Raw genomic sequence first — 12438 nt, 5'->3', positions numbered from 1 at the left:
CCGGGGTGAAAGACCCCGGCCATCTGGAACCGTGTTCCGGGTGAGAACTTGAAGTAACTGCGTCGCCGCGAGGCGGGGTGGAGAGCAACGGAAAGAACCTGACAGACCGCAACAAAAGTGAACACGATTCGGCCACAACAGAACGACGAGCCCGCGAGGGAAAGGCGAAGTCTCGATGCCTCGTGCATCGAACCGGGACGGCGAGACACGGAACTCGTCTCGGAGACTGTTGGGGTGGTTGGTGGCAGTATGTCAGGCAAGGGTGGTGCCATGAACACAGGAGACCCGCAGGGGAGGACTGCCATAAACGGCAGCCGTGTGGGAGTCAGAGCCGTCATAGTAGCGATGAAACGAGTAACGATCGTGGAGCGAAGGAGGGCTGGAAGGAGAACTCGTGATGAGCGACAAGCGGCCACAAACAATGCGTTAGTGCCCACCGGGCTATACGGCGCATGGCGAAGAGCCTGCTGCAAAGCGAGCAAACGAGTGCAGAACGCAGTCAAAACAAAGACTGGCCATTGGATCGATTGCCTCATCTGTCCAAAGGCTTTGATGAACTGTCTGCCAGAGAGAAGAGCAATCTTCGAGGCAGTCACTCTCTAACTGGAGAGCCGGATGCGGGAGATCTGCCAGTCCGGTTCGGAGGGAGGGGCGGCGCAACTCAATGCGTCGTCCCTACCTCTATCTCCAGAACGCTGACGCGCTTGCCCAATACCTCCGGCAGGAGAGGGATCATCTTGATCCCTCAGCGCCCCGCTTCGCCCACGGCTTCCAAACCAGGGGACCAGGATGGTCCCCATCCTCCAGAACGCTGATGCGCTTGCCCAATACCTCCGGCAGGAGAGGGATCATCTTGATCCCTCAGCGCTCCGCTTCGCCCACGGCTTCCAATCCAGGAGACCAGGATGGTCCCCCTCCTCCTTCAGAACGCTGACGCTTCGCAGAGCATCTCGCCCGATGTTTTTCCCATGCCGTTCCGCCCCTGCTGCTAGGCGAACGTCCGCATGATCACCGTATCGGAAAGAAGACGCCGCAGTCACACGAAGCGAATTTGGAACCGGCGCGAAGCGGGTCGAAGACCGCCGAAGGCAAATAGACAACCGAAGGCTGCCCTGAAGGGGTGAGCGAAAGCGAATCAATGCGGCACGCGAAGCTGCCGCTTTCGAGCGTCTCGAGGTTCTCGTAAACTGACGCGGCTTGCGAGCACCTGGTGGAGGCTGCTTGGGAATGTCATAGCCTCTTCGTAAAGTCTGCTGGCCTGCGGAAAGCGGTGGCTTCGTTCGTTCCTCACTGCGCGACCGCACTCCAAACCAAATCCCAAGCCGCCCCCCCCAACAACAAAAAAGCCAGCCGGTTTCCCGCCTGGCTTTTTTAAAAGTGTTCTAAAAAGAGAAAGCGAATTACTCCGCGTTTTCTTCCACGTAGCGGACGACGTCGCCCACGGACTGAAGCTTTTCTGCCTCTTCGTCAGGGACGTCGATGCCGAATTCTTCTTCAAAGGCCATCACCAGTTCAACGGTGTCGAGGGAGTCGGCACCGAGATCTTCGATGAACTTGGCTTCCTGGGTGACCTGCTCGGGATTCACGCCAAGCTGTTCAACGATGATGTCGCGGACTTTTTCTGTGATGTTTTCTGCCATAGATGGGGGTTGTTGGGATGGGGCGGAGCTTTAGCGGCTGAGTTTGCTTTGGCAAGGGGAAATTCCCGCCTTTTTCAAACTCAAAGAAATGCCGCTATTTTTCTGGCTGCTCAGAGGCAGATTCCGCAGGGGCTGGTTCGATGACTTTTTCGATCAATTCACCGCTGAAACGACTCAGCAAACGGTCGAGAATTTTGTCCGCCCCGGCGAACTTCAGATCATCGAAAACGGCACGTCTGGCGGCCGCGCCATCTTTGCGATACCATGCATAGGCGAGGGCCTTGACCTCCCATTTGCGCTTGTCCACGCGGAAGACCTCCGCGTAAGGAATCTGCACGCCTTCAGGGGTGACCCAGAAGTCTGCCTCGCCACGCAGCACCTTTTTCCGGTTCATGAGCATCATAACCAGCGGGATCAGCCCCACGGCAAAACATCCGTAGGCCCAGTGGAACTGCCCGGCGATCTCCTCAGCGGTGTAGTGGGTGGTCTCCTCAGGCCAGCCTTTCTTGGCGGCGTAGCTGCTCCAGCGTGGCATTTCGCCATCCACACCGGTGGGCATTCCTTTGGCTTCGTTTTCGGCTATCCACTGCGGCAGGCGCCCCTCTTTCCGCGCGGCTTCAAAGGAGGGCTGGAACTCCTTCTGAAACCACTCCTTTTCCTTCGCAATGACCACGGCCTCAGGATAGCCCCAGATGCCGTCATACAGAAACAGACCGCCAAACACCAGGAACAGCCCGGACATCATGCTCATGCGGCGGTAGTACCAGCGGGTGACGTGGCAGACGATGGGCTCGGTGGCGGAGATGGCGGCAGGGGCGTTCTTTTCCATGAAAGGTCAGATTCAATCGCAGGGCGCAGAGGAAGCAACACGGGATTTTGTGTGACAATCTTCGCGCAGTTTTGCAATGCGGCCGCACTTCCGCCGGCAGACTTCACGCGTATCTATTCGCAAACCCAATCAGAATCTCGAATCCATGTACTTTGATCCACTCTACCTCCTGATCGTTTTTGGCACGATGGCGCTGTCCGTCTTTGCCTCCTGGCGCGTGAAGTCCGCCTATGCCCGGTATTCCCAGGTGCCGGCGCGCTCCGGCCTCACCGGTGCACAGATGGCGCAGCGCATCCTGGATTTGAACGGCATCCGGGATGTGGTCATCCGTCCCACACGCGGCGTGCTAAGCGACCACTATGACCCTTCAAACAAGCAGCTCATGCTGAGCGAGGAGAACTACTATGGCACCAGCGTGGCGGCGCTGGGAGTGTCCGCGCACGAGTGCGGCCACGCCATCCAGCACCAGCAGCTTTACGCGCCGCTGCAGTGGCGCATGGCGGCGGTGGGCATCACCACCATCGCCGGGCAGATCATTCCATTCATGGGCATGGGGCTCCTGTGGCTCATGCCCAAAGTCTTCCTCCCGATCACCGCCCTCTGCTTCGGGATTGTCATGGTGTTTCAGCTCATCACCCTGCCGGTGGAGTTTGATGCCACCGCCCGCGCCAAGCGCGTGCTGGCCAGCACCGGTGCCGTGGCCCCGGGCGCGGAAACCGCCGCCATGAGCAGTGTGCTGGACGCCGCCGCGCTGACCTACGTGGCTGCCTTCATCAGCGCCCTCGCCCAGTTCCTCTACTACGTCATGATCATGCTCGGCGGGCGGAGGAATGACTGACGCGCAGCGGCCGCAGAGAGCCGCCGAAGAACCGAGATCGACGCGGCGTATGGGTTTCCATGCGCCGCGTTTTGTTTTCCCTTCTTCTTGCCCTGCCCAGCCGGCCCGCCCTGGCCGAGGAAATCCCACCGCTTCGAGGGCTGAGCCGCACCGACCTGCTGGAATACCACGCCCCCGACGGTACGGTCAAAACCGCCACCACACCCGCTGAATGGGCGGGCCGCCGCAAGGAGGCGCTGGCAGCCTTCCAGCAGGTGGCGGGTCCCCTGCCGGGCCCGGAGGTGCGCAGCCCTCTGGAGCCTCAGGTGCTGGAGGAAACCGACTGCGGCAGCTACGTGCGGCGGCTGATCACTTACTCTTCGCAGCCCGGTGGAAAGGTGCCGGCGTATCTGTGCATCCCCAAAACCGCGCTGGCCGGGGCCAAGACGCCCGCGGTGCTCTGCCTGCACCCCACCGAGAATAAAATCGGCTTCAAGGTGGTTGTCGGTCTCGGTGGCAAACCGCACCGGCAGTATGCGCAGGAACTGGCCGAGCGCGGCTTTGTCACCCTCTCCCCCAGCTATCCCCTCCTCGCCGATTACCAGCCCGATCTCAAAACGCTGCGCATGCCCAGCGGCACCCTGAAGGCCATCTGGGACAACCTGCGCGGCCTCGACTACCTCGATTCCCTGCCCTTCGTGGATCGCAGCCACGGCTACGCAGCCATTGGCCACTCGCTGGGCGGGCACAATGCGATCTTCACCGCCGTCTTTGACGACCGCATCCAGGTCATCGTCTCCAGCTGCGGCTTTGACTCCGTGCTCGACTACAAAGGCGGCGACCTCAAAGGCTACGTGCAGGAGCGCTACATGCTCCGCATGGCCGACTACCTCGGCCGCCCGCAGGACTGCCCCTGGGACTACTACGAACTCATCGCCAGCCTGGCTCCGCGACATGTCTTCATCAACGCCCCGCTGAAGGACAGCAACTTCCGCTGGGACAGCGTGGACCGCATCGCAGCCGCAGCTCTGCCCGTGTTCCGCCTCCACGGTGCCGAGTCGCGCCTGAAAGTCCTCCATCCCGACTCCGACCACGACTTCCCGGATGCCGAGCGGCAGGCGAGCTATGAGGTGATCGAGCGTGTGCTACGGCCTGCCGAGTGACCTTCCCTCTTTGCCAAAGGCAGGCTTTTGATCTCGACAAGGCCAGTCCCGCCGTGGAATGCTCTTGCTCTTCATCACCATGAGAGTCGCTACCAGATGGATCCTCTGCCTGCTGCTGACCACAGGTTCTGCTCTCGCTTGGATGCGGCCAATGATCACCGATCAGCAGGCGGTGAAGCATTCTGAGTTTGTTGTGGTGGCAAGATCATTCCGGGCTCAATCAAGCGCATAGAGCATCCCAAAAAACTCAGCTGGGAGCACCAATGCACCCTTGAGGTCGTCGAGTTCTTGAAGGGACATTCAGAGAAGAAACTGCTGGAGATCACCATCCATTACGGTCTCGATCCCGTGGTAGGCCAGTGTCTGAGCACGAAATGGGAGTGGGACAAGAGCCGCGGCCCGGTAGCCTTGGGTGACCCGACGGTGATTGGCATTTGGGACACAGGCGGCCTGGACATACCAATTACAGATGACGTCAGGGAACCTCATATCTGGCTGCTGACGACCAAAAACCCCGGCTACACTACGCCGGAAAGTGAGGACAGACCCGGGATTTGGGAGCCCTGTCACCTCCAGGCGATCACGCAGAAGGAGAAGCTCAAAAAGATCATCAGCCAGAAGTGATCGGTCCACAACCCTCCATCACCAAAGATGGGCAAAGGGCGGTGCCATGCCCTTCTGCACCGGCTTTGCCAGAAGATCTTCCAGCGGCACCTTCCCCGCACAGAAGTCCCAGCCGAGCCCCAGCGCCGCAATGTGGCTGGGAGAGATGTGCGCCTGCCGCAGCTCCTCCGTCCGGCTGACATCAAAACAGCCCGCGCGAACATACGCAGCCGCATCCCCCGGCGAAAACCCCGCTTTCAGCCATTGGCGGGCGGCCACTTCGGTGCCTTGGATTGCAGCGGCCATTTCAGCGAGATCGTGGGAGCTTGGGTTCATCCCGCACCTCTAGCGCAATCCTTTAACTGTTCAAATAAACAGTTGTCGATTGACGCTAAAATTTAACCTCCCCGCCACGCAGCCATGGCTCTGCCATTGCTCAAACCCCTCTCACGCCATTGATCCACCACAGCCACAAGGGCTCTAGACCACGGCATCTAGACGACTCAATCCCGCTCCGCCGCCGCCTGCTCGATCACCTGCACGAGCCGCGGGCACAACACCCCATGGGAAAACTCTGTCCCCAGCGCCCTGGCCGCTGCATTCACCGGTTGAGTGCCCAGCGCCATCGCCTCGCGGATCTGGCGCACGATCGAGGACACATCGCCATTGCGCGCGACACGGCCATGCACGGGATCATTCAGCCGCCGCGCGAGGTCTGAGCCGTGGCTTTGATCCGGCCCGATGAAGAGAAACGGAATGCCCAGCGTGAGGATGTTGTAGATCTTGCAGGGATGTACGATGCCCACAAACGGCTCCCCCATCACCACCAGATGCAGATCCGCCGATGAGAGCGAACCCGACAGCTTTTCCATGGGCTGATACGGCAGGCAGGTGATGTTCTTCAGCGCCCTTTCTTTCGCAAAGGCCTGAACTTTTTTGAACTCGCTGCCACCGCCCACAAAGAGGAAATGCAGCCTTTCTTCACTCTTCATTTCCGCCGCTGCCGCCAGCACGGCATCCAGCGGATGGCAGGGACTGTGATTGCCCGAATACATCACCACGAACTTGCCGGTGAGTCCATGCTCGGCGCGAAACGCATCCCGCGCCCGCACATCGTATTGCACCGCCTGATCGTGCGACCATGGCGCATCGGTATGGATGACCTCCTCGCGCACGCCTTTGGCCTTCAGGCGATCCGCCATGAAGCGGTCCAGCGCGATGATGCGTGAGGCCCGGCGGAAGCTACAGTTTTGGATGAACGTGAGCGTGCGCTCGACGAAGCCACCGGCTTTGAGCCAGCCCGCGGCCACGGCTTCATCGGGATTCAAATCCATCACCCACGGCACCACGGCTCCGCCTTTGAGCCTGGCCATCACCGTGCCGAGCGTGGAGATGAGCGGCGGCGAGGTGAGGCAGACGGTGACGTCCTGCCGCGGTAGCAGCAGCAAAATGCGCAACGCATTGGCCCAGAAGATGCCGAAATCCACCAGACGCCGCCACTTGGCCTTTTTGCCCAGGCCCGGCGTCCAGATGCGCCGGATATCAATGCCACGCCATGTCTCGCGCACCGGGTAGCGGATGTCCGGATTGTCGTAGCCACGCGATGCGGCCACCGCAGTCACCTGATGCCCGGCCTCCGAGAGCGCCACAGCGAGATCCGTCAGATGCTGCGCAGTGGCAACATGGTCCGGATGGAAACACTGATTGAGCAGCAGGATGCGCATGCAGCAGGTCGGATTCAGGAGGGGCCGTCAGCCAGCCCAGTGCAGGGACGAGCGCGGCTCAAAGCGATTTCGCACCCTGCTGGATCTGATCGTAAATCCACTTGTAGGTGATCTCCAGGCCGTCGCGCAGGCGGGTGCTGGGCTCCCAGTTGAACACCTGCTTGATCAGCGTGTTGTCGCTGCTGCGGCCATTGACGCCCTTTGGCGCACTCAGATTGTAGCGGCGGTTGAGCTTGATGCCGGCGATGTCTTCCGCGATGTCCACCAGCTGATTGATGCTGACCATCTCCGCACTCCCGATGTTGATGGGTTCCACGAAGTCGCTGTTCAGCAGCATCTGCGTGCCAAAGACGCAGTCGGTGATGTACATGAAGCTGCGGGTCTGATCTCCGGTGCCCCAGATTTCGATGTCGTGATCGCCGCTGATCTTGGCCAGCGCAACCTTGCGGCAGATGGCGGCGGGAGCTTTTTCGCGGCCCCCATCCCAGGTGCCCAGCGGGCCATAAACATTGTGGTAGCGCGCCACACGCGTGGCGATGCCGTAGTCCTCGCGGAAATGGCGGCACATGCGCTCAGAGAAGAGTTTTTCCCAGCCGTAGCCATCCTCTGGAAGCGCAGGATAGGCATCCGACTCCTTGAGCGCGGGGATGTCATAGTTCTTCTGCTTGTCGCCATTGTAAACGCAGGCGGAGGAGGCGTAAAAAAAGCGCTCCACCCCGGCATCCTTGGCCGCCATGCAGAGGTGGGTGTTGATCAGCACGCTCAGCATGCACAGCGCCTTGTTGTTTTCAATGAAGCCCATGCCGCCCATGTCCGCAGCGAGATTGTAGATCGTGTGCGCCCCTTTGGCCGCCACCCGGCAGTTGGCCAGGTCCGCGAGATCAAGCTGCAGATTTTCCACTTCCTCAAATTTTTGATACCACTCGCTGAACGGCTTGATGTCGATGGCACGGATGCGCGTGTGCCCTTTGCGAAGAAGATCCGCGACAAGCGCGCCGCCGATGAATCCGCCGGCGCCGCCGACGGTGATGAGATGGTCTTGTGACATGTGGTTGAATTCCTAACTGCTTGGTGAAGATGGCTTTAGCCTAACGCGCTGCATGCTCAAACGAATTTCTAGGCGGCAGGGGCTGCGAATGAAAGCTTCTGATTCAGGGAAAAAGAAAGACAAAAACGGAGCGGACCTGATTTAGATATGGGAACAGCCTTTGTAGCGTCATCCGGCGGCTGCTCTTCCCCAGTGCATCGGCGCATTGGCGCGCAAGTGCCAGCCCGCATCAGACACGGGCTGCCGTTGCCTCGACCACCTCCAGAAAACGACGGCGTGCCTGCTCCACGCCGAACTGCTCCTTGTAAAGGCGGCGGGCACTGACTCTGGCAGCAGCCTTCTCGGCAGTGGACATTCGCTGCCAGATCTGGAGCAGTCGCAGCGTGCCCTCCACGGTGTCATCCGCCATCACCCCTGCCCCATTCGCGGCCACAGCAGGCGCGGTGTTCACCTTGTCGGACAGGAGCACGGGCACAGAGCAAGCCAGCGCCTCGGCTACGACGATCCCAAAATTCTCCTGATGCGAAGGCAGCACCAGTACCTCGGCGGCGGCCAGTTCGCGCCACTTGTCCCGCCCGGCCGCGTTCCCAGCGAAGGAAACGTCCTGCTCGATTTGCAGCCCCAGCGCCCGGCATTGCTGCTCCAGCTCGCACTGATACTGCGGGCTGTGCGGCGGCCCGACCAGACGCAGATGCACTGACCTGTCCGTATCTCCAATCGCTCTCCACCTGGCAAAGGCCTCCAAAAGCATGTCACAACCTTTTTTGGGATGCAGCCTGCCTAGAAAGACAAAAATCCGCCGTCCCGCGAGGGCTGCATGGGCGGCATCAAACTCAGCCTGTAGGACGGCGGGCGAGTCCGGCGGCTCCTCAACCCCGAGAGGCACGATGAACGGCTCTCCTCGAATCCTGCCCAGCTTTGGTGCAGCCAGACGGCGCTCATCCTCAGTGGTAAAACAAACACCGGCAGCCTCTTGGAAGACCTTGCGGTTAAACGCCCACCACGTCACGAGCTTGAGCCATCGCGACTGCCGCAGGGCCCAAGGGTCCAGCATCCCGTGCGGATAAATCAGCACCGGCACGCCTGCACGTCGCGCCGCTCTAAAGGCCGCCAGCACATGGTACTGCCACAACCCATGCACCACCAAAACCGCCCCTGGTTTCAGCAGATCGCGCAACCCTGCATCCCAGTTTCGAGTCCAGCCAAACTTCGTCTTCGCCGGCCCAAGCAGCCTCACCGGACAGGGCCATTCCTTTCCCCAGCCACACGCCGGATCATCCGCACTCAGCACCACCGACTTCACCGGCTCCAGTGTCCGCGCCAGCAGCCGCACAGCCTCCGTCGTCCCCCCATGGGCGGGATCGATGGAGTGGATGGCGTGGAGGATCGACAAACTCATTTCACAAAGTCTTGGCCCGGCTGAGGTGTCTTCAGCACAAGATCATAGACCTCGCACATCTGGGCGCAAAAGCGGGTCGTTGAGAACTCTTTGGCTCGCAGACGGCCCTCGACGGACTTCTGCTCTCGCCAAGCCTCCCCCTGATTCAGGCAGTCAGCGATGACTCCAGCGGCTTGCTCCACGTTCTCGGGGTCGATATACTCGACAGCTTCCCCGCCGACTTCCGTCAGAGGCGCACGGTTGGAAGCAAAGACCGGACAACCCCGGGCCATGGCCTCCAGCACCGGCCAGCCAAAGCCTTCTTCCAGCGAGGGAAAGATCAGCGCCTGCGCCCGATCATAAGCAGCCGTAATCCAGGATGTCGGAGGTCGGGGAACCCAGCAAACGCGGTCTTCAATCTTCAGCGACGCAGCGAGAGCAAGCTCGATGGGCGTGGCGGGCGCCCCCATCATGACCAGAGCAGGAACGTTCTCCGTGCTCATGCGCCGTCTCAGCGCGGCATAAATACACAGCACCCCATTCCGGTTTTTGTACCAGAGCCCGTTCCCGACGTGCAGCAAAAACGAAGCCGGCAGCGCACTGGTAACCCCAGCATGACCATGTTCCTCAAAAGCTGGATCAAGGGGATTGAGCACGACATGAAAGCGATGATCATGCCCCACAAGACGCTCACAGTCCTGGCGCGTTTTTTCAGAAACACAAACAATGGTGGAGGGAAACCTGAGCGCCCAAAAAATGTACCGCTGGAACCCCCCGCGCCACCAGCCCGCCCGGGGGATACCAGAGATATCGCCGATGGCGGCGCGCACGGCGATCAGATCGTGCACCGTCACGATCACACGAAAGCCTTTCATCCAGGGAATCAGCGGACCCATCCCCTGATCGGTGACGTGGATCAGACATTCCCCGCCCTGCCGAGACTGAAATACCGCATGCAGCCGGAGGCTAAGCGGAAAGAGAACATATTTGTCCACGTAACCGAGCTGCTTGCGCCAGCGCTCGGGCAGCCATCTCAGCCCGCCCAGCACCACCGGGGGCTCCATGCGCTCGACGACGCCCGAGAAGGTTGGTCTGACCGCAGCCTCCACGAGATCCGCGTATCTTTGCATGCTCTGCAGCCGGTCCGGCGCGTAGGTCCCGGTGATCAGCAGATGCCGTTCTTTGTCCTGCCTCCCTGCGCTCCGGCAGTGGAACTCCGCCATCGCCTCTCGTGCTGCCGCCACGAATCTGGCGCTTCCTTCTTTCAGCGTGTGGTCTTTGACGCTGTCCCGCGCTGCCACGCTGGTGCGGGCCAACTCCGTCGCAGGCAGCTCCGCGAGGTGGCGCAGGGCAGCCTCGATCTCCCCAGCCTCTGAACTTCTCAGCAGCCAGCCATTGACCTCATGAGTGACAAGCTCAAGCGCCGCCCCTGCATCCATTGTGGTGATCACCGGAACGCCTGCAGCCAAAGCCTCTGGAACCACCATCGCCCAGCCGTCATGACGCGTAGGAAGGCACAGTGCATCCGCCTTGGAATAAAATATCGGAAGTTCATGCCATTCACGGAAGCCTTCCCAGGTTACCTGAGCTGCCACAGGTGCGAGAATCCGACGCATCTGCTGCTCCAGAGGCCCGGCGCCCAGGATGATCAGGCGCAGATTGGGATGATCCCCCGCCGCTGCCAGAAACCCCTCTGCCAGCCCGACTACTCCTTTGCGAGAATTTAGCAGCCCGGAATAGAGCACCACCCGTTCCGGAGCATGCGCCACGCGCGGCTGATCGCGAAACCGGCTCAGGTTCGAGAAATAGGGCAGATTCACATAAGTCTTGTCAACGCCCCAGTCATTCATGTAGCCCACCACTCCGGCACGGCCAATGGCCCAGATCGGAGCGGCGCTTTGCGAAATCGGATACAGCAGGAGCAACCTGGCGAGCCGTCCGAACCAGCCCAGACGAAGGAAGCCCGGTCGCTCTCCCCAGAACACCCACGGGCGCGCACTGAGGTGCCGCATGTGCAGGGCAGCCAGCGCAAACCAGTGCGTATAATAATTGCAAACGGTCAGCGCCGCAACCAGCACCCACTTGAATGCCAGCCCGATAACCTCCGGGTGACCTTCCAGCACCAGATGCTCATGCTTCAGCGTTACCCTGCCCCACGGATGCTGCCCATGCTGACGCCGCAAGTAGATCACCCTCAGCCGAACCTCGCCCTTGGCGGCGATCTCATTAAAAAACTCCACCTGATACGGGGATGTGAGATAGGTGACGACACAGACGCTAAAGCGCTGCTCACCCGGCTGACCAACCTGAGACTCACGCGAAGCAGATTCAGTCATGCGAAAAAGAGAAAATGAAAGCAGCCGCACCAGCCACCCTCTGCGGTGCACGCCGCAGCAGCAGCCACGACCATACAGTGGCCGCGTGCACAGGCGCACGCAAAGGAAGATACCTGCGCAAGGCCCCGGGCAGCGCCCCCAGCGAACGCAGGATCACACGCCATTCCCCATGCAGCGCCAGGCGCAGCAGACGGCGCAGAACGCTGCCAAAGGCCTGCGGCAGCACTGTCATCGGATAACGCAGCAGCGGAAACACCACCGTATTGATCATCATCGCCACCTGGACTTCCTCTGTTTCGCGGGTGGGAACAGGATGATCGTGAAACACACGCAATGCGCCCGATTGCAGACAACGTCCGCCCAATTCGTGCAGCTGAATGCTCACATCCACCTCTTCAAGATTGTAAGCCAACGGCAGCGGCAGATACCCTTGAGTGCGCAAAAACCAATCCCGGTTCATCACATGCCCGCAGCCGATGTACATTGCGTGCAGCCACAAGCCCTGGGGATCAGGCGGGTTATCGACCGGCAGAATGGTGGCGGCAAAAACCGCTGTTTCCGGAAATCGATCGATCACCCGCCAGACTCGCGCGAAAAAATCCAGGTCTACCGGAAATGAATCGTCATCAAAATGAGCCACCCAAGTATTACGCGCCTCGTTCATCAGCCGGTTGCGTGCTCCGCCGGGCCCGAGGAGCACGTTTGAGTGCAGCAGTTTCACCTGGGGAAACTCTTCCTCCACCAGTCTTCGCAGACCCGAATCATTGCCGTCCAGATGCACCAAAATTTCCGCTGGCCGTGGCACACAAGCCTCCAGCCGCGACAATGTCAACCGTAGCTGGTCCAACCGCCGGCACGCCGGAACCGCCACGCTTATGGGGATCCTGGACACGGCCATCC

11 protein-coding genes are annotated in these 12438 nt (G+C 60.5%); 3 read left to right on the top strand and 8 right to left on the bottom strand.

Translation table 11 applies throughout. The annotated features are described in order from the left end of the window. Positions 1-1400: 1400 nt before the first annotated feature. Both ACILSR_RS13095 and ACILSR_RS13090 read right to left on the bottom strand, forming a co-directional pair. Positions 1401-1640: an acyl carrier protein gene (locus ACILSR_RS13095; RefSeq protein WP_294399132.1), complete on the bottom strand. Its 240-nt coding sequence runs from the start codon at positions 1638-1640 to the stop codon at positions 1401-1403. Positions 1641-1734: 94 nt separating this feature from the next. Further along, positions 1735-2469 carry a hypothetical protein gene (locus ACILSR_RS13090; protein ID WP_395750224.1) on the bottom strand — a complete coding sequence of 245 codons (735 nt, stop codon included), beginning with the start codon at positions 2467-2469 and terminating at the stop codon, positions 1735-1737. Between the two features lie 145 nt (positions 2470-2614). On the opposite strand from ACILSR_RS13090, the gene ACILSR_RS13085 reads away from it, so the two are divergent. The 3 genes from ACILSR_RS13085 to ACILSR_RS13075 all read left to right on the top strand — a co-directional run bounded on the left by ACILSR_RS13085 (position 2615) and on the right by ACILSR_RS13075 (position 5073). Next, positions 2615-3307 carry a zinc metallopeptidase gene (locus ACILSR_RS13085; RefSeq protein WP_395750223.1) on the top strand — a complete coding sequence of 231 codons (693 nt, stop codon included), beginning with the start codon at positions 2615-2617 and terminating at the stop codon, positions 3305-3307. Positions 3308-3366: 59 nt separating this feature from the next. Further along, positions 3367-4449, top strand: a complete 1083-nt coding sequence (locus ACILSR_RS13080) for an alpha/beta hydrolase family protein (RefSeq protein ID WP_395750222.1) — start codon at positions 3367-3369, stop codon at positions 4447-4449. 288 nt (positions 4450-4737) lie between these two features. After that, the gene (locus tag ACILSR_RS13075) at positions 4738-5073 is read left to right on the top strand and encodes a hypothetical protein (protein WP_395750221.1); all 336 of its coding nucleotides are present in this window, start codon (positions 4738-4740) and stop codon (positions 5071-5073) included. 18 nt (positions 5074-5091) lie between these two features. Here ACILSR_RS13075 and ACILSR_RS13070 read toward each other — a convergent pair whose 3' ends face one another. From ACILSR_RS13070 to ACILSR_RS13045, 6 genes are all read right to left on the bottom strand, one after another. Then, positions 5092-5388, bottom strand: a complete 297-nt coding sequence (locus ACILSR_RS13070; protein ID WP_395750220.1) for a hypothetical protein — start codon at positions 5386-5388, stop codon at positions 5092-5094. Between the two features lie 167 nt (positions 5389-5555). Beyond that, positions 5556-6776 (bottom strand): glycosyltransferase family 4 protein, encoded by a 1221-nt coding sequence (locus ACILSR_RS13065; RefSeq protein ID WP_395750219.1) that lies wholly within the window; start codon positions 6774-6776, stop codon positions 5556-5558. A gap of 58 nt (positions 6777-6834) precedes the next feature. Beyond that, entirely contained in the window at positions 6835-7824 is a 990-nt protein-coding gene (locus ACILSR_RS13060) for an NAD-dependent epimerase/dehydratase family protein (RefSeq protein ID WP_395750218.1), read from the bottom strand. A gap of 229 nt (positions 7825-8053) precedes the next feature. Beyond that, positions 8054-9223: a glycosyltransferase gene (locus ACILSR_RS13055; protein WP_395750217.1), complete on the bottom strand. Its 1170-nt coding sequence runs from the start codon at positions 9221-9223 to the stop codon at positions 8054-8056. Next, positions 9220-11568: a glycosyltransferase gene (locus ACILSR_RS13050; RefSeq protein WP_395750216.1), complete on the bottom strand. Its 2349-nt coding sequence runs from the start codon at positions 11566-11568 to the stop codon at positions 9220-9222. The genes ACILSR_RS13055 and ACILSR_RS13050 overlap by 4 nt, the downstream gene beginning before the upstream one ends. Beyond that, the gene (locus ACILSR_RS13045) at positions 11531-12436 is read right to left on the bottom strand and encodes a glycosyltransferase family 2 protein (protein WP_395750215.1); all 906 of its coding nucleotides are present in this window, start codon (positions 12434-12436) and stop codon (positions 11531-11533) included. Before ACILSR_RS13045 ends, ACILSR_RS13050 begins: the two co-directional genes overlap by 38 nt. Positions 12437-12438: the final 2 nt, after the last annotated feature.

This window comes from Prosthecobacter sp. (assembly GCF_044222565.1).
Taxonomy (GTDB): domain Bacteria; phylum Verrucomicrobiota; class Verrucomicrobiia; order Verrucomicrobiales; family Verrucomicrobiaceae; genus Prosthecobacter.
This window is presented reverse-complemented; position numbering and strand designations above follow the sequence as displayed.